Source organism: Variovorax sp. WDL1 (assembly GCF_001541225.1).
Classification (GTDB): domain Bacteria; phylum Pseudomonadota; class Gammaproteobacteria; order Burkholderiales; family Burkholderiaceae_C; genus Variovorax.
Genome location: NZ_LMTS01000077.1, coordinates 70941 through 95119 on the forward strand (window position 1 = coordinate 70941; position 24179 = coordinate 95119).

The following is a 24179-nucleotide window of genomic DNA, read 5'->3' on the forward strand; positions in this document are numbered from 1 at the left end:
TCGGGCGTGACGCGGGTCACGCGGACCTGGTCCTTGGCGTCGGTGGCCGATCGGAGCTTCACAGGCTGCCCAGCCGCGGGTGCGTTCTGCGCAATCGCGGGCGCCGTGACCGCGATACCGGCGTAGATGAGTGCCGTGGCGAGCAGGTGGAACTTCATGGTGAACTTCGGGTCGCCAGGCCATGCATTGCGCGACGCGATGGCAATCGATTTGTGCTCTTCGGTTGTGCTCATGTCTTGCTCCGTGAGTGCGGTGCGGCCAGGTCGACCGCACCGCACGAATCACATCAGGGTCACGCAGCCGCATCAATCGGACGAAGGTATCGGCAGACGGGACGTCCGGGCAAGACCATCGTCCGATAGACGGGCCCACGGGCATCTGGTGTGATGCCGTGGCGACCTGCCTCTCCCTCCACACACCAGGAGTTCATATGAAAGCGACGATTCGAATGATGGCGGCAGCAACGCTGGTCGCCAGCGGTGCCTTGGCATTGCACCTCGCGGTGGCACAGCAGCCCGCGGGCATCGGGCGCACCGAGGCATTGCGCCACGATCTCGGCGACAGCGGGCGCGAGGTGATCCAGGTGCGCGTCGACTTCGCGCCGGGGGCCGCATTCGGAAGGCACGCACATCCGGGCGAAGAGATCGCCTATGTCCTCGAAGGCTCCCTGGAGTACCAGTTCGACGGCCGGCCGCCCGTCATTCTCAAGACCGGCGAATCATTGTTCATCCCGGCTGGAGCCGTGCACTCGGCCAGGAACGTCGGAAGCACCAAGGCAGCGGAACTCGCAACCTATCTAGTCGAAAAAGGAAAGCCGCTCGTGGTGATCAAGTGAAGTCTTCAAAGGAGAGCTGCAATGTCCCCCTCATCCAGACATGCCACGGTCGCTGTCGCCGCCGTTGTCCTGTGCGCCGCTGCCTGGTCGCAACCCGCCCCGGACGCCGGCCGCCCGGCAGCGGTTATCCCGCTCGATGCGGAGCCGGCGGCGAAGCTCATTGTCTATCCTCCGCTTGCAGGACCTCTCGCGCGCGGCGTCGTCATTGTTCAGTACCGGACCGAGAACTTTCGAATCATCCCCGTCTTCGGCAAGGGCGCCGCGGAGGTATCGCCTCGGGTCGGCCATCTTCACGTGACGGTCGACGACAGGCCCGGCACTTGGGCTCACACCAGCGGAGATCCGATCATCGTGGTCGGTTTGAAGCCTGGCGCGCACAAGATCCTGATCGAACTCGCCGACCCCAATCACAAGATCATTGCCAGCGAAACCATCAGCACGACGGTGCCGGAGATCAACTCGTCGGGGTCTCACGGCCACAAGCCGTAAGCTGGGGCGGGGCGGGTTGCTCAAGAAAAGACTGAACTTCATCCAAGGCCAGCAGGTCAAGGGAGAATCCGCACAGGGTTACGATGAAGGATGGCCGAACCCAAGGACCAGATCGTCTTCATCGTGGATGACGATCGCCGGATACGCGAATCGTTGTCGGAGCTGCTTTCAAGCTTCGATATTCGGACGGTCGCGTTCGGCTGCGCGGCCGAATACCTCGCACACCCCAAGCCCGACTTGCCCAGTTGCCTCGTACTGGATCTGCAGCTCCCCGACATCAACGGGCTCGATCTTCAAAGCCAGATCGCCGAGGGAAGGGTTCCGCCCATCGTGTTCATCACCGGGCATGGCGACATACCGTCCTCGGTCCGGGCGATCAAGGCGGGCGCGATCGACTTCCTGACCAAGCCCTACAAGCAGGACGATCTGATGCGCGCGATCAATGCAGCGCTTGCACAGAGTCGCGACAGTCAACAGAAAGTGGCGGAGCTCGCCGATCTTCAGCAGCGTCTTTCGTCGCTGACTCCCAGGGAGGCGGAAGTGCTGCCCCTGATCGTGAGCGGCCTTCTCAACAAGCAGGCAGCGGCGGAACTCGGCATCAGTGAGGTCACGCTCCAGATCCATCGAGGCAACGTCATGAAGAAAATGGGAGCCGATTCATTTGCCGAGCTCGTAAGAAAGGCAATGGTTCTCTCGGTACCCGTGACCCGTTCTCGTCACTCGCGGAGATGAGACAGCGCTCAATCCACGGCCGATGCGGTTCTGCGGGCCTGCAGGGTGAAGCAGAACACAGCCCCTCGCGGAGTGTTGGCGGTAAACCACAGGCGCCCCTCGTGAGCTTCGATGATGGCCCGACAGATCGACAAGCCCATCCCCATGCCGTCGGACTTGGTTGTGAAGAGCGGGTTGAACACCCGGTCGACGTCCAGCGGCGCAATCCCGACTCCGGTGTCCGCCACCGGCGCTGCCCTTCGTATGACCGCGCCCTGACGGTCAGGACTCTCTGGTCGTCCTTCGCTGCCATCGCGTCCGTGGCGTTCACGATGAGGTTCAGCAGCACCTGCTGGAGCTGCACACGGTTTCCCATCACCTCCGGCACCTGCAAGTCCGGCACGGCTTGAACAAGGATCCGATGCTTCTGCAGTTGGCCGTCGCCCAGGGCGAGGGCTTCCTGGATCAGATCGTTGAGGTCGATGGGTGTCCTGTCCTTGACGTCGCTCTTGAAGTTGGCGCGGATGGTCTCGACCAAGGTGCCCGCGCGCAGACCGTCGGCGGCGATCTGCTGGAGCGCCTCCTTGACCCGGTTCAAGTTGGGTGTCGCACGATCGAGGAATCGGAAGCCGGCCTCGGCGGTGGTCACCATCGCGGCCAATGGCTGTCTCATCTCATGCGCGATCGAAGCTGCCACGGCGTTGCCGGTCATCAGGCGCGCTTCGCGCTCGCGACGCTGGCCAAGCACTGCACCGAGAAGTCTCGCGTACAGCGTGGTGATCTCGTACAGCAAGACGATCAGGACCAGGCTGCTGGAAACGAAGCCGACGACGCGCACCGCATACCAGCCAGTACTGAAACGCGCCGGCTGTGGGTACCAGCTCAGGGGTACCTCGATCAGGTACAGGAACATGACGACCATCAGCCAGAGATCCAGAACCGAGCGGCGCCGGATCCACAGCACGACGATTGCGGCAATGCACACGGAGGCGATCGGCGCTCCAACACGGTAGGGCCAGTCCGCGTGGAAGCGCAATCGGTCGAGCATCAGTTGCGGCAGTTCGGGTTCCCCGACGGTGGCCACGTATCCCACCGCTGCCGCGAGAGCTGCGGTGCAGGCAATGCTCCAGAACAGTGCAGCCCGGACCTTTCCTGGCCGGAGTCGATCGTCGGGGTTCTCGTCCTTGGACAGGGCATAGGCGATGACGAAGGCCGGAAAGACCGTGTGCCACGTGAGGTACAGCCATGCCGAAGTCTGCGTGCCGCCGATCACGCCGTCCGGGGTCAGCACGCCGGGAAACGCGAACACGTACAGGACGACGACGAGCGCGGTAAAGAGGTACCCGCTTGCGATCACGAGAATGCCTCGTGATCGAATGATGTAGAACTGGGCGTACAGCAGAAAGGCGGTGATCGCATCGGTCACGAACATCGCCGTTCCGTAAACTGCCACGAAGGCGTTGACCGCGCTCAGTTGAATACCGGACAGCGGCCCGGTAATGAGATACAGGGCGACCAGGAGACCGAGCACGATCACAAGTGCAATCCGCTTCTGCGCCGATCCTGGAGACAGGCTCGAGAGCAAGAAGTGCTGCTCCGCCGGTACTGCAACGTCGGAATTCAGCATCGGCGCCGCCCTTCGAGATGCCGACATGGCCGATTGCCCGCGATGGCGCGAGTGCGCGCCCTTCCATCATCGAGAGCTTGGCCCAACACAGGCATATACGGCGGTCAACGAGTTGGTTCGCGGAGCTTCCCTTGGCGGAAAAACTTGCCGGCTGGCCCGCCAGTACCAGCCCTTCGCGACGTGAATGGTACGCCCGTCCGCAGGCTGCGCCCGGGAAAGTTTTCAGGGCCAGGCTGCCATGATCGGTGGGCGCATCGGTCACTCCGGCGCAGAACGCAGTGCCTCGCCGAGGGCCTCGAGAAGCTCCCGCCCCACGAACGGCTTCGTGAAAATTCGAGGGTTGGGCGGTCCTCCAAGAGAGGGCAAGTGGGTCAGCCTGTCGGGATAGCCTGTGATCAGGACGACCGCCAGCCCCGGGCGCATGTTGCGAACCAGACGGACCAGTTCGAATCCATCGACCCCCGGCATGTCGATGTCCGAGATCAGGCAATCGATCTCTGGAAGACAACCGCTGTCCAGAAAGGCCGATGCCGACGTGAACAGGTGGACCGTGTAGTCCGCGGATTCCAGCAGATATTCAAGCGACCGCAGAATGCTCTGGTCATCATCGACCACTGCGGCCACGAAACTCGGGGATGGAGTGCTCATACTGAAGCTGGAACCTCGCCATCCGAACTGTGGCAGAGCCGCAGGTGCCCGTATCTAACGGAAAGATGTGATGGTGCTCGCGGGGCATTCTGTTGAAGATTCCCGCTGCTGGGAGCCCTCGCAAATCCTGTCGAGTCGACGCCGCAGCACGAACAGCAGACGAGGAGGCACCATGCCCATCTCCAGCACGCTCCAGGTTCCAGTCGTGTACGTCGTCGACGACGACGACTCGGTTCGCAGATCGCTCGAATGCCTCATCGAATCTGCGGGTTGGCGGGCCGAAACGTTCGGGTCGGCGCGCGAGTTCCTTTCGAGGCCGCAAGCTGTCACCGCACCCAGTTGCCTGGTGCTCGACGTTGTACTTCCGGACCTCAATGGGTGCGAGGTTCAATCGCAGCTCGCAGGCCGGGCCGAGCTGCCAGTCATCTTCATCTCTGGCCATGGCGATGTGCCGACGACGGTCCGCGCCATGAAGGGCGGTGCGGTCGAGTTCTTCACCAAGCCCTTTGCTGGCGACGTTGTCCTCGAGGCAATGCGCAATGCACTCGACTGCAGCAGCGCAGCGCTGGCAGATGTCGCGCAGATGCAGGTGTTCCGCGACCGCCACTCATCGCTCAGCCCGCGGGAGCGCGAGGTCATGGCGCTTGTCGTCTCCGGTCGATTGAACAAGCAGATGGGGTTCGAGCTCGGCATCAGCGAGATCACGGTGAAGGCCCACCGTGGCCAGGTCATGCGCAAGATGAAGGCCGGCTCGCTCTGTGATCTTGTGAGAATGGCGATCAGGCTGTGCGTTGGACCTGGTGGAGGCCGGCCGGCGCAACCGCGGCGCCGCTGCCTTCCGCCTCGCGCTGGCGGGCATTGACGAGCAGCACCGGAACCGGCGCCATGCGCAACACCTGCTCGGCGTCGCTCCCCAGGAACGCCCGCGCAACGCCATGGCGGCCGTGCGTGCCGATCACGATGAGGTCCGCGTTCCATGCCTTCGCCTGGTCGATGACGATCTCGGAGACCCGGCCCGCGACCGAAGTGAACAGCGCGCTCTCCGCATCGATGCCGGCAGCCTGTGCGCGCTCCCTGCCCTGCTCGAGAATCTTCCTGCCCGCCTCGGCCATCAGTGGCACCACGTCACCGCTGTAGGTGGCGAAGGTCTCGAACCCCGTCACGTATTTCAGCTCGTCGACCACGTGGACCAGCCGGAGCTTCGCGCCCGTGAGCCTGGACAGCTGAAGTGCTTCGTCCAGGCCTCGCAGCGAGGTGTCACTGCCGTCGATGGGAACAAGTATGCGTTGATACATGAGGTGGCTCTCTTCAGTGCGCCTCTGACAGCTGGTCCAGGATGGCCGGGTTCTCCAGCGTCGAGATGTCCTGCGTGATGGCCTCGCCTTTCGCGACGGAGCGCAGCAGGCGGCGCATGATCTTGCCGCTGCGCGTCTTGGGCAGGTTGTCCGCAAAGCGGATGTCCTTCGGCTTCGCAATCGGGCCGATCTCCTTGCCGATCCAGTTGCGCAGTTCGGCGGCGAGCTTGCGAGCCTCCTCGCCCGTCGGCCGGGACCGCTTGAGCACGACGAAGGCGCAGATCGCCTCGCCGCTGGTTTCATCCGGCCGGCCGACCACCGCCGCCTCGGCCACGAGCTCCGTGCAGGCCACCAGCGCGGACTCGATCTCCATCGTTCCCATGCGATGGCCGCTCACGTTCAACACGTCGTCGATGCGCCCGCCGATGGTGAAGTAGCCTGTTTCCGCATCGCGCGCCGCCCCGTCGCCGGCCAGGTAGTAGCCGCGCAGCTCGGCCGGGAAGTAGCTCGACCGGTAGCGCGCATCGTCGCCCCAGATCGTGCGGATCATCCCGGGCCAGGGCTTCTTGATCACGAGGATGCCGCTCTGTCCGTTCGGGAGGTCGTCGCCCGTCTCGTCGACGATCGCGGCCATGATGCCGGGGAACGGCAAGGTGCAGGAGCCCGGCACCAGGGTCATCGCGCCGGGCAGCGGCGTGATCATGTGGCCGCCGGTCTCCGTCTGCCACCAGGTGTCGACGATCGGGCATCGGCCGCCGCCCACATGCTCGTGGTACCACTCCCATGCCGCCGGGTTGATCGGCTCGCCCACCGAGCCGAGGATGCGCAGGCTCGTCAGGTCGAAGCGACGCGGATGCACCTCGGCATGCGCCTCGGCGGCCTTGATCAGCGAACGGATGGCGGTCGGCGCGGTGTAGAACACCGTCACCTTGTGCTTCTCGATCATTCTCCAGAAGCGCGCCGCGTCGGGGTACGTCGGGACGCCCTCGAACACCACCTGGGTCGTGCCCAGCGCCAGCGGCCCGTAGGCGATGTAGCTGTGGCCGGTGACCCAGCCGATGTCGGCCGTGCACCAGAAGACGTCGTCGTCGTGCAGGTCGAAGGTCCACTTGGCCGTGGCGGCAACCTGCACCAGGTAGCCGCCGCTGCTGTGCTGCACGCCCTTCGGCTTGCCGGTGGAGCCAGAGGTGTAGAGCAGGAACAGCGGATGCTCGGCGCCTACCCATTCGGGTTCACAGGTCTGCGGCTGCGCCTGCGTGAGCTCGTGCATCCAGTGGTCATGCGGCTGCCAGGCGACCTTGCCGCCGGTGCGGCGGTAGACGACGACGTTGCGCACCGCCTCGCAGCCGCCGAGTGCCAGCGCCTCGTCGACCAGCGCCTTCAACGGCAGCGTCTTGCCGCCGCGCACCTGCTCGTCGGCCGTGATGACGGCGACGGCGCCGGTGTCGGCGATGCGGTCGCGCAGCGAATGCGCCGAGAAGCCGCCGAACACCACCGAGTGCACCGCGCCGAGGCGAGCGCAGGCCTGCATCGCCGCCACGGCTTCGACCGACATCGACATGTAGATCGCCACGCGATCGCCCTTCCCGATGCCCAGCGCCTTCAGCGCGTTGGCCATGCGGCAGGTCTGCTCGAGCAGTTGCGCGTAGGTGGTGTGCGTCACCTTGCCGTCGTCGGCCTCGAAGATGATCGCGACCTTGTCGCCGCGGCCTGCGGCAACCTGGCGGTCCAGGCAGTTGTAGGAGACGTTCAAGGTGCCGTCCTCGAACCACTTGTACATGGGTGCTTGATCGGTGTTGAGCACGGTCTTGAAGGGCGTCTTCCATGTCACGAACTTGGTTGCCAGCCGTGCCCAGTAGCCCTCGTAGTCGGCCTCGGCTTCGGCCGCCAGGGCGTCGTAGGCGGCGCGTCCTGCGACATGCGCCGAGCGCACAAGGGCCTCCGGCGGGGGGTATTGCTTGGGTGTCTGCGCGTTGTCCGGTGATGTCATGCGTTGGCTCCAATGTGTTTGCCGATGGTCGGTCACTTGACCTCGACGAACCTTGCGCTGGCGCAAATGTCGGGCCCGCAGGCGCGGCGGGAGGCTGCGCAGCATGGCAGGGTGCGCGCAAGGGTGGCGCTGTTCCGTTTTGCAGCAGTTGCTCAACGGCGGCACAGATCCTCCTGAAGCAGCAACGCGGCGCCCGCGCCGTGCGAGCCGAAAAGATGAAGCCCGACAACGGCTTGCGCCGTTTGCAGCAGCGCGTCCGCGGCGTGGCCCGCCCTTTGCAGAAGTGGTTGCGCGGGACGCGTCGTCCCGGCTGCACCTTTTCAACCACCTGACTGGAGACGATTCATGGACATGGCAGAAATGACCCACCTCGGCATCGAGAACCCGTACAAGAAGATGTACGGAAACTTCATCGGCGGAGAGTGGGTCGCGCCGATCGACGGCCAATACTTCGACAACCTCACCCCGGTCACGGGCCAGGCTTTCACCAGCATCCCGCGCTCGAACGCGAAGGACATCGAGATTGCGCTCGATGCCGCGCACAAGGCCAAGGCCGCCTGGGGCGCGACCTCACCCACCGAGCGCGCCAACGTCCTGCTGAAGATCGCCGATCGCATGGAGCAGAACCTGCACAAGCTCGCCGTGGCAGAGACCCTCGACAACGGCAAGCCGCTGCGCGAGACGATGGCGGCCGACCTGCCCCTGGCCATCGACCACTTCCGCTACTTCGCCGCCTGCATCCGGGCGCAGGAAGGCGGCATCAGCGAGATCGATCACGACACCTACGCTTACCACTTCCATGAGCCCCTGGGCGTCGTCGGCCAGATCATTCCGTGGAACTTCCCGATCCTGATGGCGGTGTGGAAGCTGGCGCCGGCACTCGCTGCCGGCAACTGCGTGGTGCTCAAGCCCGCCGAGCAGACGCCGGCATCGATCCTGGTGCTGATGGAGGTGGTGGGCGACCTGCTGCCGCCGGGCGTGCTCAACGTGGTCAACGGCTTCGGCCTGGAGGCGGGCAAGCCGCTGGCTTCGAGCAGCCGCATCGCCAAGATTGCCTTCACGGGCGAGACCACCACCGGCCGGTTGATCATGCAGTACGCCGCGCAGAACATCATCCCGGTGACGCTGGAGCTGGGCGGCAAGTCGCCCAACATCTTCTTCGAGGACGTGATGTCGGCCGACGACGCCTTCTTCGACAAGGCACTCGAGGGATTCGCGATGTTCGCGCTCAACCAGGGCGAGGTCTGCACCTGCCCGAGCCGGGCGCTGGTGCAGGAGTCGATCTACGAGCGCTTCATGGAGCGCGCGATCGAGCGGGTCGAGGCCATCAAGCAGGGCCACCCGCTGGACCCGTCCACCATGATCGGCGCACAAGCCTCGCAGGAGCAGATGGAGAAGATCCTCTCGTACATCGATCTCGGCAAGCAGGAGGGCGCGCAGTGCCTGACCGGCGGCGAACGCAACCTGCAGAGCGGCGAACTCGCGGCCGGCTACTACGTCAAGCCCACGGTCTTCAAGGGCCACAACAGGATGCGCATTTTCCAGGAGGAGATCTTCGGCCCGGTGGTGTCGGTGACGACCTTCAAGACCGAAGAGGAAGCCCTGGAGATCGCCAACGACACGCTCTACGGCCTGGGCGCCGGCGTGTGGACCCGCGACGGCGCACGTGCGTTCCGCATGGGCCGCGGCATCCAGGCGGGACGCGTGTGGACCAACTGCTACCACGCCTATCCGGCCCATGCGGCCTTCGGCGGCTACAAGCAGTCGGGCATCGGCCGCGAAACCCACAAGATGATGCTCGATCACTACCAGCAGACCAAGAACCTGCTGGTGAGCTACAGCCAGAACAAGCTGGGCTTCTTCTGAAGCGGAGCCTCATGTCGTCCAACCCGGGGGCGCGCGAGGCGCCCTGCGGCATCGTCCGCCGCGTGTCCGCCACGCCGGCCGCGCAGGCGCTCATCGAGCGCCTGCGCACCGTGCATGGGCAGCTGATGTTCCACCAGTCCGGCGGCTGCTGCGACGGCAGTGCGCCGATGTGCTTCGCGCTCGGGGAATTCCAGACTGGAGACGCCGACGTGTGCCTGGGCGAGATCGCGGGCGCGCCCCCTTCTACATGAGCCGCGCCCAGTTCGAATATTGGGAGCACACGCACCTGATCATCGGATGCTGCAATAAGCCTTTTGGGGCCGGGCGAACAAGACCAAAGCTCAAGATGTCTCCACGCCTAGGCCCGCACGAAGGTCTGCCCGAGCCCCTGGAACATGCGCGTGAAGTCGCAGCACTCCCGCGCCAGCACCACGATCGAGGCGATCAGGCTGCTGCGGTGCTCGCCCTTGTGCATGGCCACGTAGCTCATCGGCGGCAGGGCAGGCTGCACTTCGAGCTTGGTCAACATGCCCGCGGCGAGCAGCGGCGAGAGACAGCGGTGCGGCAGGTAGCTGACGCCGATGCCGGAGACCACGAGCCCGAGCATGGCCACAAGGTTGCTCACCACGATGGCCTCGGCCGGCTCCGCACCCTGCGCCTTCATCCACGCGTCGTACACCCGGCCCGTGCCTGACTGCGGGCCCTGCACCAGCATGCGGTGCTGGGCGATCTCGTGCAGCCGCATGAGGCCGCCGGCGCGCACCAGGCCTGGCTTGCACATCCACACGTGCTCCACCTGGCCGACCCGCACGCTGGGGATGCGGGCGTCGGAGAAGGCATCCGGCACGAACACCAAGTCGAGCTCGTCGGCCAGAACCCGGTCGCGCAGCACCGGGCTGCTGTCGACGGTGGGCTCGATGACCACCTTGGGATAGGCCCGCTGGATCGCCTCGACCAGCGCCGGCAGCCAAGTCATGGCCGAGAGCTCGGTGAAGCCGATGCGCACGCGCCGCTCGATCACCTCGGGCCTGCTGAACTGCTCGACGGCGGCATCGCGCTGCGTCAGCAGCTTCCTGGCCAGCAGGAACATCTCTTCGCCCTTCTCGGTCAAGCGCGCGCTGCGCTGGCTACGGTCGAAGAGCTCGGTCTCGAACAACTGCTCCAGCTCGTGCACCCGCTTGGACACTGCCGACTGCGTGGTGTGCAGCTTGTGCGCCGCCTGGGAGAAGCCGCCGAGCTGGCCGATCCAGTACAAGGCTTCGAGCTGCTTGAAGGTCATCATCAGACAAATCGCTTTCGAGAATCTGAAACGATGTAAAAAAATCGCTTTTAGAAATTCTAAGCGGCTTCCAGAATGCCCGGCATGCTTTCCCGCTTCGACATCCACCCCGCACCACCCGTGGCCGAGCTCCGTTTGCTCGATGCCTTCCGTGGCGTCGTCACCCCCCATATCAGCGACAACCTGGAGCGCCTTTCCGGCATCACCGGGCTGCGCCGCTTCCATCGCAGCCGCAAGCTGGTGGGCACCGCGTACACGGTGAAGTCCCGGCCGGGTGACAACCTGCTGATCTACAAGGCCCTGATGGAGATGCAGCCGGGCCATGTGCTGGTGGTCGACGGCGCAGGCGACCTGACCAATGCGCTGGTGGGCGAGCTGATCATGCTGTACGCCATCCAGCGCGGCTGCGCCGGCTTCGTGCTCGATGGCGCGATCCGCGACACGGCGGCCTTTTTCGAGGCCGACTTCCCCTGCTACGCCCGCAGCGTCAGCCACCGCGGCCCCTACAAGCTCGGGCCGGGCGCGATCAACTGCCCCGTCTCGATTGGCGGGCAAGTGATCCAGCCGGGCGACCTGGTGGTGGGCGACGAGGACGGCGTGGTGAGCTTCCCGCCGGCCGACGCCGAGCGCCTGATCTCCGCGGTGCGGCAGACAGTTGCGAACGAAGAGGCGGTCAAGGCCGAGATCGCCACCGGCGAGGTCGAACAGGCTTGGTTGCGCAAGGTTCTTTCGACGCACGGCCTCTGAACCCCGAATTCCTGGGACCCCTCGTGAGCACACTGCTTTCCTCGCGCCTCAGCGCAGTCAAGCCCTCGCCCAGCATTGCCGCCAAGGCGCGCGTCGATGCGCTGCGCGCCGCCGGCCGCAGGATCATCGACTTCACCATCGGCGAGCCGGACTTCCCCACTCCCGCGCACATCGTCGAAGGCGCGGTCGCCGCGTTGGCGCAGGGCCATACCCGCTACACAGGCTCGGCCGGCACGCTCGCGCTGCGCCAAGCCATCGCCGCCAAACTGGCCCGCGAGAACGGGCTCGCTTTCAGGCCTGAGGAGATCATGGTGGGGGTCGGTGCCAAGAACCTGATCTTCAACGCCCTGGCCGCCACGTTGAACGAGGGTGAAGAGGTCGTGATCCCCGCGCCCTACTGGGTCTCCTATCCCGACATGGTGCTGCTCAACGGCGGCACGCCCGTGATCGCCGCGGCTGGTGCCGCCAGCGGCTTCAAGCTCACGGCCGAAGCGCTGCAGAAGGCGATCACGCCGCGCACCCGCTGGCTGATCCTCAACACGCCGAACAATCCCAGCGGCGCCGTCTACACGCGGCGCGAGCTGGAGACGATCTGCGCGGTGTTGCGCCTGCATCCGCAGGTGTGGCTGATGACCGACGAGATCTACGAGCACTTCGTCTACGGCGATGCGCGGCATCTCTCGCCTCTGAACGTTGCGCCCGACCTGGCCGTGCGCACCCTGCTGGTGAACGGCGTCTCCAAGGCCTACGCCATGACAGGCTGGCGCGTGGGCTACGCCGCCGGCCCGGCCGCACTGGTGCAGGCGCTGACCCTGCTCGCCTCACAGACCACCACCTGCGCCAGTGCGATGAGTCAGGCCGCGGCCGCGGTCGCGCTGAACGGGCCGCAGGACTGCGTGACCGAGGCGCGCACGCTCTTCGCCCAGCGCCGCGACCGCATCACGGAGCTGCTCGGACGCATTCCGGGCATCCGTTGCGGGGTGCCGGACGGCGCCTTCTATGTGTTCCCGAGCGTCGCCGGCCTGCTGGGCCGCAAAACGCCGGGCGGAGAGGTGCTCACCGACGACCTGGACGTCACGCTGTTCCTGCTCGACCGCGCCGGCGTCGCAGCCGTCGACGGCGGCGCCTATGGGATGCCGGGGCACCTGCGGCTGTCCTTCGCGACCGGAATCGACCAGATCGAAGCGGGCTGCGCCGCGATCCGCGAGGCCGTCGGCCTGCTGGCCTGAGCCCGCTCTTCTCATTCCATCTAGACGAAAGAAAGACGCCCATGACTCTCAACCGCTCCCTGCTTTCCGCGCTGGCCCTGGCCTGCCTGTGCACCGCCGCCCTGGCCCAAGGTGACACCCTCGCCAAGATCAAGGAGAGCGGCGTCATTACCATCGGTGCGCGCGACACCCAGCTGCCCTTCTCCTACAAGCCCACCGGGGCCGGCGACCCGGTCGGCTTCACCAACGACGTCTGCTTGAAGATCGTCGATGCGGTGAAGGCCAAGCTGGGCCAGCCCAGCCTGCAGGTGCGCTACACCATCCTCACCTCGACCAATCGCATTCCGCTGCTACAGAACGGCACGGTCGACCTGGACTGCGCGACCACCACCAACACCACTGCGCGCCAGCAGCAGGTGGCTTTTGCGCCCAGTCATTTCGTCACCAACATCACGGCCGCGGTGAAGAGAAACTCCGGCATCGACTCGCTGGCAGACCTGAAGGGCAAAACCGTGGCCACCGTGACCGGCAGCACCGCCGTCCAGTTGCTGCGCGGCTATCGCAAGACGGAGAGCATCGAGGTGCAGGAGATCTCGGGCAAGGACACGGCCGATGCCTTCCTGCTGCTCGCCAGCGACCGCGCCGTGGCCTATGTGCTGGACGATGTGCAGCTCGCCGGTTTGATCGCTACCTCGACAGCGCCCGGCGACTACAAGATCCTCAAAGAGTCGTTGCGCCAGGAGCCCTACGGGATCATGTACCGCAAGGACGACCCGCAGTTCGGAGCGCTGGTGGACCAGACGGTGCTCGGGCTCATGCAGTCGGGCGCGGTGGACGAGCTCTATGCCAAGTGGTTCACCAGGCCGATCCCGCCGAACAACGTGAACCTCAACTTCCCGATGACGGATGCAGTGCGGGAGGTGTTCAGGAACCCCAACAGCAAGGGCGTCTGAGCGCCGCGGCCATCCGTCTGCCTTCACACGCCACCACTCAGCCTCAACCATTCAAGGGGACTTTCATGTTCGGAAACACGCTGCCCAAGCGTTGCATTGTCGGCGTCGCTCTTGCCGTTCTGGGCTCAGTCGCGCTGGCCCAGGCGTATCCAAGCAAGCCCATCCGGCTGATCGTTCCATGGCCTGCCGGCGGTGCCGCTGACGCCGTTGGCAGAGCGGTCGCCGAAGGGTTGCGCATCGAACTGGGGCAGTCGGTCGTTGTCGACAACATCGCCGGCGCCGGCGGAAACATCGGCACCCAGCAGTTCGTCCGCCAACCGGCCGATGGCTACACGCTCCTGCTGGCCACCAGTTCGACCAACTCGGCAAATCCCTATCTGTACAAGAAGACCGGCTTCGATCCCGTCAAGGACTTCGTGCCGGTGGCATCGCTCGGTGTGATCCCCAGTGTGCTGGTCGTGGCTTCGGCTTCTCCCTACAAGTCGCCCCAGGACATCGTCGTGGCCGCCAAGGCGGCTCCGGGCAAGCTTTCCTACGCTTCCGGGGGCGTCGGCAACTCTGCCCATCTGGCGGGCGAGCTATTCAAGTCGATCGTCAAGGTCGATGTGATCCACGTGCCCTACAAGGGCAGTTCTCCCGCGCTAACCGACGTGATGGCCGGCCAGGTGAACTACATGCTCGACACGGGTGCGTACGGTCAGGTCAAAGGTGGAAAGATCCGAGCAATCGCCGTGGCCTCGAGCAAGCGTCATCCGATGCTGCCTTCGGTGCCGACTTTCGACGAGTCGGGAATCAACGGGATGACCATGAACGCCTGGTATGGAGTGGCAGCGCCGGCGGGCACGCCCGCAGCCGTGGTCAACAAGGTCAATGCGGCTGTCCAGGCCGCCTTCAAATCCGGAGACCTCGGCAAGCGCTTGGCGGACCTGGGAGCGGAGCCGCGACCCGGGGATGCGGCCAGCTTCGCTGCCTTCTGGAAATCCGAGCTGGACCGCTATGCCAGCCTCGTCAAGCTGACTGGCGCAACGCTGGAATGAGGATGCCTGCGGGGTCGGAGATGCGCCTGGTCCGGCGACCGACCCTTCTGGCAGCGCTACACCCTCGAGTTGCACCTTGCCGGCAATGAGAGTACCAGTTGCGATTCCCATGAAGGAATGGCATTCCTCGCGAGTGGGCGGGGATCTGCAGCACGCATCTCAGGCCGCTCGCCACGCGACGTTGCCGCGCTCGAAGATCTGCGCCAGGCGGCCGCTCGCCGCCATCTCGTTCACCGCGCGCTGCAGCGCCTGCGCCAACTCGGTGGATGCCCTCTTGACGGCCATCCCCACGGCCCATCCGTCGCGCGGCGCACGCGGTGAGGGCAGCGGCGCGATCTCGAAGCGCGTGTCGCCGCGCAGCACGGACTCCAGCTCCGAGGCCAGCCCGGCTGCCGCCACGACCTCGTCGCGCAGCAATGCGCGCGTGGCCTCGGTGCCGTCCTTCCATTGCGTGATCAGCTGGTTTCGATAAGCGCCGTTGTCCGCGCCGATCAGCAGCCAGCCCGCGAGCGACTGCCCCGGCACCGCCACCCGGCCGTCGGCCAGCTGCGACAGTGTGTCCAGCCGGGGCACGCGGTCGAGCCGCCTGGCGATCGCCACGCGGTCGCGGCAGTAGGGCGCGAGAATGGTGACCTGTGGATTGGCATCCATCAACGGCCGGTCGACCGGCACGTGCAGCAGCACGTCGGCCGGGCCGTAGCCAAGGTAATGACCGCGCCACACCATGTGGCGCAGGTCGTCGGCCATGTTCTCGTCCGCATGAAAGGGCAGCAGCGAGAGCCGCACGCCCAGCGATTCGGCCAGCGCCTGCGCCAGCTCGACGTCGATGCCCTTGCCGCCCGCATGGAAGGGCGGCATGTCCTGGTAGATGCCGACGGTCAGCGTGCCACGCTCGCGCACGCGCTCCAGCGGTGTGGCCTCCGCGCGCAGCGGCAGGCCCGCCATGCCTGCAGCGGCGCCGGCGGCGCCCAGCCAGCAAAGCCAGTCGCGGCGATTCGCTCCGGTACTTTTCATCGCTGCCTCCGTTCAGAAGGGCTTCTCGCGGCGCGTCTCGAGGTACGCCTTGATCGACCAGACGGCCTCCTGGCTCATGACGCCTTCGAAGGGCGGCATGTACACCGCGCCATTGCGGCTGCGGCCGGCGCGCACGGTCGAGCTGTAGAAGTCGTCGATCTCCTTCACGCAGGCAGCCCGGCGCCCTGCGTCCTTCATCGTCGCGCATTCACCATCGAGCTTGCGCAGGTCGGGCGCCATGCCGCCGGAGATGGCCTCCAGGCCGTGGCAACGGGCGCAGTTCTGGTTGTAGGCCGAAGTTCCGATCTTGACTGCGGTCTCGTTGCCGCGGAAGGGATTCTCGGCGCGCCACTGCTCGCCGAGCTTGGGCAGCGCCGAGGTGTCGACCGCCTGGGGGGTCACGTCGCCGTGCGCCCAGGCCACGGGGGCGGCGACGCACGCGCAGAGGGCCAGCAGCACGGCGCTGGCCCTCGCGGCAACGCGCCTGGACGCGGCGAAACGAATGGAAACAGGGATGGGGGTGCGCTTCATGTCAGGTCTCCGTCATGGTTGTGTTGAAGGATGCGCAGCGGTCCGCAAACCCCGTGCCACGCCGACCTGTTGCAGGCTGGAACACAAATTGCCTTCCCACCCCGCCGGGTTGCTCCAGATCAAGGCAGCCGGCCGGTTCGGTGGCATTCTTGAGAAGGTCGGTGAGACCGGACCCGAGAGGCTGTACCCGAACAGCACAGTGCCGCGCCACCGCCCCGGGGCAGCGCGGAATTCGATGGAGACGAGCTGCCCGCCCGGCAGCGACACGAGCAGGAGACACGAAGATGTCGGTATCCCATCACGTTCCGGTCGCCATGGCCGGGAGCTGGTCGACCCCCACCGCCCTGCCCTCCATGCCGGCACGCATGGAGCAGATCGAGCAATCGCACCAGCGCTGCGCCGCGCTCGGGCTGACGCGTGTCGAGCGTCCGGATTTCGAGCCGCTGATGCGCAGCGACCTGAGCGTGGCGCGGGAGCGCAACCACCGCCTGTTCAAGCATGCGGCGCCGGTGATGGAGATGCTGTTCGAGCAGATCGTCGACACCGAAAGCATGATCGTGCTGGCCGATGCCCAAGGCACCATCCTGCATTCGGTCGGCGACGACAGGTTCCTGGAGCGCGCCGGCAAGGTCGCGCTGTCGCCGGGGGTCAACTGGGCAGAGCATTCCAAGGGCACGAACGCCATCGGCACGGCGCTCTTCCAGGAGTCGCCCACCGTCGTGCACGGCGGCGAGCACTTCATCCACGCCAACAGCTTCCTCACCTGCTCGGCCGCCCCCATCTTCGATCCGCGCGGCAACATGCTCGGCGTGCTCGACGTCACGGGCGACCATCGCTCCTACCACCAGCACACCATGGGCCTGGTGCGCATGTCGGCGCGCATGATCGAGAACCAGTGGCTCTCCGACGACTTCGGAAATCGCCTGAGGCTGCACTTCCACAGCCGCGCCGAGTTCATCGGCACCCAGCTCGAGGGCATCATCGTGGTGGGCGCCGACGGCAAGATCCTGGGTGCCAACCGTAGCGCGATCGACCAGCTCGACATGAGCAGCGCGGCGCTGCGCATGCACAGCCTGACCAGCCTGTTCGGCACGAGCGTGTCGGCCATCTTCGATCACTTCCGCGCCCCGCTGCCCACGCCCGCCTGCCTGAGCCTGGCGAGCGGCCGGCAGTTCTTCGTCAGCGCCCGCTTCAACGGCACGCGCGCCATGATGGCCGGCATGGAGGTCGACGCGGCGGGCGCGCCCGGTGGCCCGGCCCACACAAGTGTTCGTGGCGGCGCCGTTGCGGCGCTTGCGGGTGCTGCCGCGCCGGCCCCGGGCAGCAGCTTGTCGGGCCTGCACTACCTCCGGACCGGCGACCCGCAGATCGAGGCCGTCGTCCAGAAGGTGCAGCGCGTCCTCAACCGCGACATTCCGCTGCTGGTCCTCGGCGAAACCGGCACCGGCAAGGAGCTCCTGGCGCGTGCGGTGCACCAGGACTCCAACCGCGCCAAGCAGCCCTTCGTCGCCGTCAACTGCGCCTCCATTCCCGAGTCGCTGATCGAGGCCGAGCTGTTCGGCTACGAGGACGGCGCCTTCACCGGCGCACGCCGCAAGGGAGCATGCGGGCGCATCGTGCAGGCCAACGGAGGCACTCTCTTCCTCGACGAGATCGGCGACATGCCGCTGTCGCTGCAGGCGCGGCTTCTGCGCGTGTTGCAGGAACGCTGCGTCACGCCGCTGGGCAGCCAGAAATCGATCTCGGTGGATATCGCCGTGATCGGCGCCACCCACCGCAACCTGCGCGAGATGATCGAGGCGGGCACCTTCCGGGAGGACCTGTACTACCGCCTCAACGGACTGGTGGTGCGCCTGCCGGCGCTGCGCGAGCGCAGCGATCTCGACGTCGTGGCGCAGCGCATCCTGCTGGCCGAGTGTCCGCAGGGCACGCCCTCGATCGCCCCCGCCGTGGCCGCGCTCTTCGGCCGCTACGCCTGGCCCGGCAACATCCGGCAGCTTGCGAACGTGCTGCGGACGGCCGTCGTGATGGCAAGCGGCGAGGCGCAGATCACCGAGCACCATCTGTCGGACGATTTCCTTGAAGACACACGGCGGCTTCGTGCGCCGCCGGCGGCATCCCCAGCCTGCGCCGGCGCAGGGCCGGAAAGCGCACCCGCCGATCTCGCACGGGAGCCGATGCAGGCTTCCGGCACGCCACTGCCCGCCGTGATGTCGCCCCAGCCTGCATCCTTCGCCACGCCCGAAGCCGCCGCGGCCCGAACGCTCGAGGAAGCCGAGATCGAGATGATCCGCACGGCCGTCGAGGCTGCGCAGGGCAACATCTCGGTGGCCTCCAAGCGCCTGGGCATCAGCCGCAACACGATCTATCGCAAGCTGCGCTGGGCCAAGCCGGCCTGAGCGCACGCCGGCAGACGCCCGGGAAAACCCTGCGCCAGAGCTGCACGGCACTGTTCCACGGTGGGACAGTGTCACGCGGCCCGGGGCATGTTCTGGCCGCGCACACGCGCGGACGCCTCCTTGCCTAGGTGCAATCCCCTGGTCCCGATGCCATCCGAGCTGCGCACGCGCATCGGCATGGGTCTTGCGAAAAGGTGGACGTCCTGAAGGCAATCCCGCCCGGACCTCACCCAACGCTCAAGGAGACTCTCATGCAATGGTCGCAACCCGCGTTCGAAGATCTGCGCTTCGGCTTCGAGATCACGATGTACATCTCGAATCGCTGACCCCTTCGGCCCCAACGGCGGCGCATCGAGGGCGATGCGCCGCCACCAGCCCCACACACTCCCATGAAGATCCTCGTGCTCGGTTCCGGCGCCGGCGGCGGCTTCCCGCAATGGAACTGCAATTGCCGGCTGTGCGCGGGGCACCGCCAGGGCGCGCTGAGCGCGCATGCACGCACGCAAAGCTCGATCGCCGTTTCGGCCGACGGCGAGTCCTGGGTGCTGCTGAACGCCTCGCCCGACATCGGCCAGCAGATTCGCAGCCACGCGCAACTGCATCCGCGCGGCGGCCTGCGCGACACGCCGATCAAGGCAGTGGTGCTGATGGACGCACAGATCGATCACGTCACCGGCCTCCTGGGCCTGCGTGAAGGCCCCTGCATCGACGTCTACGCCACGCCCTGCGTGTTCGAGGACCTGACCACGGGACTGCCGCTGCTCAATGTGCTGCAGCACTACTGCGGCACGCGCTGGCACATGCTGCCGGTGGCGGGCGAGCAGACGCGTGCCGAGTTCCGCATCGAGGGCGTCGCCTCGCTGCGCTTCACGGCGCTGGCCATTCCCGGCATGGCGCCCCCCTACTCGCCGCATCGCCGCGAGCAACTGGTGGGCGACAACATCGCCCTGCTCGTCGAAGACCCCGACGATGGCGGGCGCGTCTTCTATTCGCCCGGCCTGGCCGAGGTGGGTCAGCAGGAACTGCACTGGATGAGCGAGGCCGACTGCCTGCTCGTCGACGGCACCTTCTGGGAAGAAGACGAGATGCGGCTCGCCGGCCTGAGCTGCAAGTCCGCCACCGAGATGGGCCACCTGCCGCAGACGGCCAGCGCCGCCCGCGGGGGCATGGTCGAGGCCATGAAGGCCAGCAGTGCGCGCCGCAAGGTGCTCATCCACATCAACAACAGCAACCCCATCCTCGACGAAGACAGCGCGCAGCGCCGACTGCTGGACGCGCACGGCATCGAGGTGGCGTACGACGGCATGGAGATCACGCTGTGAACACCACCACCACCGAGCGGCAGAACACCGCGGCGCCGGCCACCGCCTGCATCGCGCCTTCCCTGCGCACCTGGGACCCGGATGAATTCGTGGCCCGGCTGCTTGCCTGCGAAGCGCGCTATCACATCCACCATCCCTTCAACCTGCGCCTCAACCGCGGTGAGCTCCAGCCCTTCCAGGTGCGCGGCTGGGTGGCGAACCGCTTCTATTACCAGCTCTGCATCCCGCAGAAGGACGCGGCGGTGCTGGCCAACTGTACGCAGCGCGAAGAGCGGCGGCGCTGGCTCGAGCGCATCCTCGACCACGACGGGCGCGACGACTTCGCCGGCGCCAATGCCGGCGGCATCGAGGCCTGGAGCCGGCTCGGCCAGGCGGTGGGCCTCGGGCCCGACGCGCTCTGGTCGCAGCGCCACGTGCAGCCCGGCGTGCGCTTCGCCGTTGACGCCTACCTGAACTTCGCGCGCAGCAGGCCGTGGGAGGAAGCGGCGATCTCCTCGCTGACCGAGATGTTCGCCCCGAAGATCCACGCCGACCGCCTGGCCGGCTGGCCGGCGCTGTACCCGTGGATTCAGGCCGAGGGCCTGGCCTACTTCCGCCAGCGCATCCCGCTGGCCACGCGCGACGCCGAGCATGGCCTCGAGGTCGCGCGCCGCTGGGCCGGTTCACGCGAACGCCAGGAGCGAGCGCTCCAGATCCTGCATTTCAAGCTGGACATCCTGTGGTCGATGCTCGACGCCATCGAGCGCGCCTACCCCGACGACCTGGCCGAGGAGCTGCGCCCATGATCCCCCAGGACGCCAGACCTGCCGTGGCCACGATGTTCCGGCTGCAGTTCGAGCCGGCGCAGGACAGCTGGGTGCTGCTCTATCCGGAGGGCATGGTGCGGCTCAACACGCCGGCGGCCGAGATTCTGCGGCGCTGCGACGGCTTCCACTCGGTGGACGAGATCGTGGCAGAGCTGGAGCTTGCCTTCGCGCAGCCGGCCCTGCACGACGATATCTGCACTTTCCTCGCGCAGGCCCGGCAGCGCGGCTGGCTCCAGTAAGCAGGACATGCAATGAGCCGCCGGGCATCTCCCAGGGCGAATGGCACTGCAGCCGAAGGCAAAGGTACTCCGATGCACGCCGCGCACGCCGCGCCGGGCCCGAGCATCAAGCCGCCGATGTGGCTGCTGGCGGAGTTGACCTACCGCTGCCCGCTGCATTGCCTCTTCTGCTCGAACCCGGTCGACTACGCCCGGCACCAAGACGAGCTGGACACGCCGACCTGGAAGCGCATCCTCGGCGAGGCACGCGCCCTCGGTGCGGTGCAGCTCGGCTTTTCGGGCGGCGAGCCGATGCTGCGCGAGGACCTGGAGGAGCTGGTCGCCCATGCGCGCGGGCTCGGCTTCTATACCAACCTCATCACGTCCGGCGTCGGGCTCACCGAGGCCCGCGCGAAGGCGCTGAAAGCAGCCGGGCTGGACCACATCCAGCTCTCCTTCCAGGATTCGACGCGCGAGCTCAACGACTTCGTCAGCTCGACCCGCACTTTCGAGCTCAAGTCGAAGGTCGCCGCGATCATCAAGGCGCAGGGCTACCCGATGGTGCTGAACTGCGTCATGCACCGCTTCAACCTGCCGCATGTGGGCCGCATCATCGACATGGCGCAGCGCATGGGCGCCGACTACCTCGAGCTTGCCAACACGCAGTACTACGGCTGGGCCTGGCTCAATCGAGCGGCCCTGATGCCGACGGTCGAGGAGCTGCGCGACGCCGAGGCCATCGTGATGGACCATCGCGAGCGCCAGGGCAGCCGCATGAAGGTCCTGTGGGTCTCGCCCGACTATGCCGACGCCAAGCCCAAGCCCTGCATGGCGGGCTGGGGGTCCCTGTTCATGGTGGTGGCGCCCGACGGCAAGGCCTTGCCCTGCCACAGCGCGCGCATGCTGCCTGACATCGACTTCCCCGATCTGCGCGACACGCCGGTGCGCGACGCCTGGTATGGCAGCGGCGCGTTCAACCGCTACCGCGGACAAGGTTGGATGAAGGACGGCTGCAGCGACTGCGACGAGCGCGAGAAGGACTTCGGCGGCTGCCGCTGCCAGGCCTTTCTGGTCACCGGCGATGCAGCCGCCGCCGACCCGGTGTGCCCAAAGAGCGAGCACCGCGGGCGCATCGACGCCGTGCTGGCCGAAGCGCAGGCCGCGCGTACGCAGCAGGCAGGATGCGGCACGCCGGCGCAGCCGCTTCGCTTCGTGCCCGGCGCCTCCAGGCAGGCCGGGCTGATCTACCGCGGCGACGAGAACTCGCGCCTGCTGTCCCCCGAGAGGCACGCACCATGCTGACGGTGCGCGGCCTCACCCACCGCTACGGCGAGCGCGTCGCACTCGACGCGCTCAGCCTGTCGGTGCCGCGCGGCAGCTTCACGGTCCTGCTCGGGCCCAACGGCGCCGGCAAGTCCACGCTGTTCCAGCTGCTCACCGGCCTGTTCGCCGCCGAGGCCGGCGAGATCGAGGTGGCCGGCTTCTCGATGCGCCGGCAGGCGCGTCGGTCCCTCGCACACATCGGCGTCGTCTTCCAGCAGCAATCGCTGGACCTCGACCTGAGCGTCGCGCGCAACCTCCAGTTCCACGCCGACCTGCAGGGCCTTCAGCGCGCCCACGCCGCCGAGCGCATCGCCTCGGAGACACGGCGCTTCGGCCTGGCCGGCGAGCTGGCGCGGCCCGTACGCGAGCTCTCGGGCGGCACCCGGCGCAAGGTGGAGCTGGCGCGCGCACTGCTGCACCGGCCCGGGCTGTTGCTGATGGACGAGGCCACCGCCGGGCTGGACCCGAAGTCGCGCCGCGACCTGATCGAGGGCCTGCAGCAGGAGGTGCGCCTGCGCGGCGCGTCCGTTCTGTGGGCGACGCACCTCGTGTCCGAGGCCGAGGCGGCGGACCAGGTTCTGGTGCTCCACCGCGGAAAGCTGCTGGCCCGCGGCACGCCTGGTGAAGTGAACGCCGCGCTCGGCGGCCCGACGCTCGAACAAGCCTTTCTCCACGCCACACGCTGAGGCCGCCGCCATGAGATCACGCCACCTGCTCCCAATCGTCGCGCTCGCCAGCCTGCTGGGCGCCCTGCCTGCCCAGGCGAAGGACAGCGGCATCGCCTACATTTCCAGCGAGAAGGACCATGCGATCACCCTGGTCGACCTGAAGACCCTGACAGTGATGGGCAGCATCCCCACCTGCAATCGCCCGCGCCACATGCAGCGCCTGCCGGACAGCCGGCGGCTGATGGTGGCCTGCAGCGACTCGGGCCGCGCCGACATCGTCGACCTCGACAGCCGGCGCTCGCTCGGCAGGCTGCCGCTGGGCGAGGATCCGGAGGTCTTCGATCTTTCGCCCGACGGCCGCACCGCCTATGTCTCGGCCGAGGAGAACGGCGCGCTCAACGTCTTCGACCTGGTCGCGAAGAAGCTGGTGCGCAGCGTGCCGCTCGGCAAGGAACCCGAGGGCGTCAAGGTCTCGGCCGACGGCAGGCACGTGTACGTCACTTCCGAAGTCGCCAACATGGTCCACGTGGTCGACGCGACCACGCTGCGGGTCGTCAAGAACATCGTCGTGGGCAAGCGCCCGCGCCGCATGGCCTTCTCGGCCGACGGCAGCGAGCTATGGGTGAGCAACGAGCTCGGCAGCAGCATCAGCGTGATCTCGCTGCGCACGCTCGCGGTGGAAGCCACCATCCCCTTCGAGCTCAAAGGCATGCGGCCCGACGACATCACGCCGGTCGGCCTGGCGCTGTCACCCGACGGCAGGACGATGTTCGTGGGCCTGGGCCGCGCGAACCACGTGGCCTTCGTCGACATGGCCACCCGCAGGACCACGCAGCTGGTGCTGGTCGGCAAGCGGGCCTGGAACCTGGCGCCCAGCCGTGACGGCGCGCGCCTGTTCGTGCTGAACGGGCTGTCCGACGACATGACGGTGATCGACACCGCCAGCGCGAAGGCGCTGAAGACCTTGGCCGTCGGCCGCGTGCCGCACACGGTGGTGATCGATGACTGACAAGCACATCCCCCGCTGCGCCACGGCACTCGCCCTGGCCGCGCTGGCGTTCGGCGCGTCGGCCGCAACCCTGACCCTGGGCGTCATGCAGCGCGCCGACGACGAACGCTTCGACGCGCGGCGCGTTGCGCTGGCCTATCCGGGCCATCCCGGCGGCCCGTTGGGCGAGGCGGTGGCGCTGGCCGTGGCGGAAAGCCGATTCGA

Annotated in this window: 25 protein-coding genes and 3 pseudogenes; 19 read left to right on the plus strand and 9 right to left on the minus strand. The window is 66.9% G+C overall.

The window, feature by feature from the left end:
- The coding region (locus tag APY03_RS42415) for a hypothetical protein (protein WP_198161237.1) at positions 1-233 on the minus strand (233 nt) is incomplete at its 3' end.
- Positions 234-430: 197 nt separating this feature from the next.
- On the opposite strand from APY03_RS42415, the gene APY03_RS11305 reads away from it, so the two are divergent.
- From APY03_RS11305 to APY03_RS11315, 3 genes are all read left to right on the plus strand, one after another.
- Positions 431-835 carry a cupin domain-containing protein gene (locus APY03_RS11305; RefSeq protein ID WP_068676826.1) on the plus strand — a complete coding sequence of 135 codons (405 nt, stop codon included), beginning with the start codon at positions 431-433 and terminating at the stop codon, positions 833-835.
- Between the two features lie 21 nt (positions 836-856).
- Positions 857-1324, plus strand: a complete 468-nt coding sequence (locus APY03_RS11310) for a DUF6130 family protein (protein WP_068676827.1) — start codon at positions 857-859, stop codon at positions 1322-1324.
- Positions 1325-1414: 90 nt separating this feature from the next.
- Positions 1415-2056, plus strand: a complete 642-nt coding sequence (locus tag APY03_RS11315; protein ID WP_068676828.1) for a response regulator transcription factor — start codon at positions 1415-1417, stop codon at positions 2054-2056.
- 8 nt (positions 2057-2064) lie between these two features.
- Here the strand turns inward: APY03_RS11315 and APY03_RS43620 are convergent, their stop codons facing one another.
- From APY03_RS43620 to APY03_RS11325, 3 genes and pseudogenes are all read right to left on the minus strand, one after another.
- Positions 2065-2283: an ATP-binding protein gene (locus APY03_RS43620; protein WP_332307385.1), complete on the minus strand. Its 219-nt coding sequence runs from the start codon at positions 2281-2283 to the stop codon at positions 2065-2067.
- A gap of 284 nt (positions 2284-2567) precedes the next feature.
- Positions 2568-3689: pseudogene (locus APY03_RS43625) on the minus strand (MASE4 domain-containing protein); the annotation flags it as partial.
- 231 nt (positions 3690-3920) lie between these two features.
- Positions 3921-4286 carry a response regulator transcription factor gene (locus tag APY03_RS11325; protein WP_232324232.1) on the minus strand — a complete coding sequence of 122 codons (366 nt, stop codon included), beginning with the start codon at positions 4284-4286 and terminating at the stop codon, positions 3921-3923.
- A gap of 196 nt (positions 4287-4482) precedes the next feature.
- On the opposite strand from APY03_RS11325, the gene APY03_RS11330 reads away from it, so the two are divergent.
- Positions 4483-5172 (plus strand): response regulator transcription factor, encoded by a 690-nt coding sequence (locus tag APY03_RS11330; RefSeq protein WP_068676830.1) that lies wholly within the window; start codon positions 4483-4485, stop codon positions 5170-5172.
- Here the strand turns inward: APY03_RS11330 and APY03_RS11335 are convergent.
- A complete protein-coding gene (locus APY03_RS11335; protein WP_068676831.1) occupies positions 5090-5605 on the minus strand; it encodes a universal stress protein in 516 nt (171 codons plus the stop codon). The genes APY03_RS11330 and APY03_RS11335 overlap by 83 nt on opposite strands.
- Positions 5606-5618: 13 nt before the next feature.
- Positions 5619-7595: an acetate--CoA ligase gene (gene acs / locus APY03_RS11340; protein ID WP_068676832.1), complete on the minus strand. Its 1977-nt coding sequence runs from the start codon at positions 7593-7595 to the stop codon at positions 5619-5621.
- Positions 7596-7940: 345 nt separating this feature from the next.
- Here acs and adh point away from each other — a divergent pair, with 345 nt between their 5' ends.
- Both adh and APY03_RS11350 read left to right on the plus strand, forming a co-directional pair.
- Positions 7941-9461 carry an aldehyde dehydrogenase gene (adh, locus tag APY03_RS11345; protein ID WP_068676833.1) on the plus strand — a complete coding sequence of 507 codons (1521 nt, stop codon included), beginning with the start codon at positions 7941-7943 and terminating at the stop codon, positions 9459-9461.
- An 11-nt stretch (positions 9462-9472) separates the two neighbouring features.
- Positions 9473-9756 (plus strand): annotated as a pseudogene (locus APY03_RS11350) (DUF779 domain-containing protein); the annotation flags it as partial.
- A 63-nt stretch (positions 9757-9819) separates the two neighbouring features.
- On the opposite strand, the gene APY03_RS11355 reads toward APY03_RS11350, so the two are convergent.
- Entirely contained in the window at positions 9820-10740 is a 921-nt protein-coding gene (locus APY03_RS11355; RefSeq protein ID WP_068676950.1) for a LysR family transcriptional regulator, read from the minus strand.
- Positions 10741-10815: 75 nt separating this feature from the next.
- On the opposite strand from APY03_RS11355, the gene APY03_RS11360 reads away from it, so the two are divergent.
- Genes APY03_RS11360 through APY03_RS11375 form a run of 4 tightly spaced genes read left to right on the plus strand, consistent with a single transcriptional unit; the run spans position 10816 to position 14685 of the window.
- On the plus strand, positions 10816-11487 hold the full coding sequence (locus APY03_RS11360) for an RraA family protein (protein ID WP_068676835.1): 672 nt from the start codon (positions 10816-10818) through the stop codon (positions 11485-11487).
- Positions 11488-11519: 32 nt separating this feature from the next.
- Positions 11520-12716 carry a pyridoxal phosphate-dependent aminotransferase gene (locus APY03_RS11365; protein WP_068676952.1) on the plus strand — a complete coding sequence of 399 codons (1197 nt, stop codon included), beginning with the start codon at positions 11520-11522 and terminating at the stop codon, positions 12714-12716.
- A 41-nt stretch (positions 12717-12757) separates the two neighbouring features.
- Entirely contained in the window at positions 12758-13648 is an 891-nt protein-coding gene (locus tag APY03_RS11370) for a transporter substrate-binding domain-containing protein (RefSeq protein ID WP_068676837.1), read from the plus strand.
- Entirely contained in the window at positions 13546-14685 is a 1140-nt protein-coding gene (locus tag APY03_RS11375) for a Bug family tripartite tricarboxylate transporter substrate binding protein (RefSeq protein WP_232324233.1), read from the plus strand. Before APY03_RS11370 ends, APY03_RS11375 begins: the two co-directional genes overlap by 103 nt.
- A gap of 159 nt (positions 14686-14844) precedes the next feature.
- Here APY03_RS11375 and APY03_RS11380 read toward each other — a convergent pair whose 3' ends face one another.
- Both APY03_RS11380 and pedF read right to left on the minus strand, forming a co-directional pair.
- Positions 14845-15699, minus strand: coding sequence for a substrate-binding periplasmic protein (locus tag APY03_RS11380; RefSeq protein ID WP_068676843.1), 855 nt, complete (start codon positions 15697-15699; stop codon positions 14845-14847).
- A gap of 12 nt (positions 15700-15711) precedes the next feature.
- Positions 15712-16230, minus strand: coding sequence for a cytochrome c-550 PedF (gene pedF, locus APY03_RS11385; protein ID WP_083944285.1), 519 nt, complete (start codon positions 16228-16230; stop codon positions 15712-15714).
- Positions 16231-16514: 284 nt separating this feature from the next.
- Here pedF and APY03_RS11390 point away from each other — a divergent pair, with 284 nt between their 5' ends.
- The 9 genes and pseudogenes from APY03_RS11390 to APY03_RS43630 form a co-directional block, all read left to right on the plus strand.
- Positions 16515-18629 carry a sigma-54-dependent Fis family transcriptional regulator gene (locus APY03_RS11390; RefSeq protein ID WP_068676844.1) on the plus strand — a complete coding sequence of 705 codons (2115 nt, stop codon included), beginning with the start codon at positions 16515-16517 and terminating at the stop codon, positions 18627-18629.
- Between the two features lie 251 nt (positions 18630-18880).
- Positions 18881-18955 (plus strand): pyrroloquinoline quinone precursor peptide PqqA, encoded by a 75-nt coding sequence (gene pqqA, locus APY03_RS45635; protein ID WP_102906286.1) that lies wholly within the window; start codon positions 18881-18883, stop codon positions 18953-18955.
- Between the two features lie 63 nt (positions 18956-19018).
- Entirely contained in the window at positions 19019-19951 is a 933-nt protein-coding gene (gene pqqB / locus APY03_RS11400) for a pyrroloquinoline quinone biosynthesis protein PqqB (RefSeq protein WP_068676846.1), read from the plus strand.
- A gap of 50 nt (positions 19952-20001) precedes the next feature.
- A complete protein-coding gene (gene pqqC, locus APY03_RS11405; RefSeq protein WP_068676956.1) occupies positions 20002-20736 on the plus strand; it encodes a pyrroloquinoline-quinone synthase PqqC in 735 nt (244 codons plus the stop codon).
- Complete coding sequence (pqqD, locus tag APY03_RS11410) at positions 20733-20996, plus strand: pyrroloquinoline quinone biosynthesis peptide chaperone PqqD (protein ID WP_068676847.1); 264 nt, start codon at positions 20733-20735, stop codon at positions 20994-20996. Before pqqC ends, pqqD begins: the two co-directional genes overlap by 4 nt.
- Positions 20997-21068: 72 nt before the next feature.
- Entirely contained in the window at positions 21069-22277 is a 1209-nt protein-coding gene (gene pqqE, locus APY03_RS11415; RefSeq protein WP_068676849.1) for a pyrroloquinoline quinone biosynthesis protein PqqE, read from the plus strand.
- Positions 22271-22984, plus strand: a complete 714-nt coding sequence (locus tag APY03_RS11420) for an ABC transporter ATP-binding protein (protein WP_068676851.1) — start codon at positions 22271-22273, stop codon at positions 22982-22984. Before pqqE ends, APY03_RS11420 begins: the two co-directional genes overlap by 7 nt.
- Before the next feature lie 10 nt (positions 22985-22994).
- Complete coding sequence (locus APY03_RS11425; protein WP_068676853.1) at positions 22995-23975, plus strand: PQQ-dependent catabolism-associated beta-propeller protein; 981 nt, start codon at positions 22995-22997, stop codon at positions 23973-23975.
- Positions 23968-24179 (plus strand): annotated as a pseudogene (locus APY03_RS43630) (branched-chain amino acid ABC transporter substrate-binding protein); the annotation flags it as partial. The gene APY03_RS11425 and the pseudogene APY03_RS43630, both read left to right, overlap by 8 nt.

Excerpts from the sequence above, each read along its gene's own strand:
- APY03_RS11305 (WP_068676826.1), top strand. The coding sequence starts at position 431 with ATGAAAGCGACGATTCGAATGATGGCGGCAGCAACGCTGGTCGCCAGC.
- APY03_RS11310 (WP_068676827.1), top strand. The coding sequence starts at position 857 with ATGTCCCCCTCATCCAGACATGCCACGGTCGCTGTCGCCGCCGTTGTC.
- APY03_RS11315 (WP_068676828.1), top strand. The coding sequence starts at position 1,415 with ATGGCCGAACCCAAGGACCAGATCGTCTTCATCGTGGATGACGATCGC.
- APY03_RS11330 (WP_068676830.1), top strand. The coding sequence starts at position 4,483 with ATGCCCATCTCCAGCACGCTCCAGGTTCCAGTCGTGTACGTCGTCGAC.
- APY03_RS11335 (WP_068676831.1), bottom strand. The coding sequence starts at position 5,605 with ATGTATCAACGCATACTTGTTCCCATCGACGGCAGTGACACCTCGCTG.
- acs (WP_068676832.1), bottom strand. The coding sequence starts at position 7,595 with ATGACATCACCGGACAACGCGCAGACACCCAAGCAATACCCCCCGCCG.
- adh (WP_068676833.1), top strand. The coding sequence starts at position 7,941 with ATGGACATGGCAGAAATGACCCACCTCGGCATCGAGAACCCGTACAAG.
- APY03_RS11355 (WP_068676950.1), bottom strand. The coding sequence starts at position 10,740 with ATGACCTTCAAGCAGCTCGAAGCCTTGTACTGGATCGGCCAGCTCGGC.
- APY03_RS11360 (WP_068676835.1), top strand. The coding sequence starts at position 10,816 with ATGCCCGGCATGCTTTCCCGCTTCGACATCCACCCCGCACCACCCGTG.
- APY03_RS11370 (WP_068676837.1), top strand. The coding sequence starts at position 12,758 with ATGACTCTCAACCGCTCCCTGCTTTCCGCGCTGGCCCTGGCCTGCCTG.
- APY03_RS11380 (WP_068676843.1), bottom strand. The coding sequence starts at position 15,699 with ATGAAAAGTACCGGAGCGAATCGCCGCGACTGGCTTTGCTGGCTGGGC.
- pedF (WP_083944285.1), bottom strand. The coding sequence starts at position 16,230 with ATGAAGCGCACCCCCATCCCTGTTTCCATTCGTTTCGCCGCGTCCAGG.
- APY03_RS11390 (WP_068676844.1), top strand. The coding sequence starts at position 16,515 with ATGTCGGTATCCCATCACGTTCCGGTCGCCATGGCCGGGAGCTGGTCG.
- pqqB (WP_068676846.1), top strand. The coding sequence starts at position 19,019 with ATGAAGATCCTCGTGCTCGGTTCCGGCGCCGGCGGCGGCTTCCCGCAA.
- pqqD (WP_068676847.1), top strand. The coding sequence starts at position 20,733 with ATGATCCCCCAGGACGCCAGACCTGCCGTGGCCACGATGTTCCGGCTG.
- pqqE (WP_068676849.1), top strand. The coding sequence starts at position 21,069 with ATGCACGCCGCGCACGCCGCGCCGGGCCCGAGCATCAAGCCGCCGATG.
- APY03_RS11420 (WP_068676851.1), top strand. The coding sequence starts at position 22,271 with ATGCTGACGGTGCGCGGCCTCACCCACCGCTACGGCGAGCGCGTCGCA.
- APY03_RS11425 (WP_068676853.1), top strand. The coding sequence starts at position 22,995 with ATGAGATCACGCCACCTGCTCCCAATCGTCGCGCTCGCCAGCCTGCTG.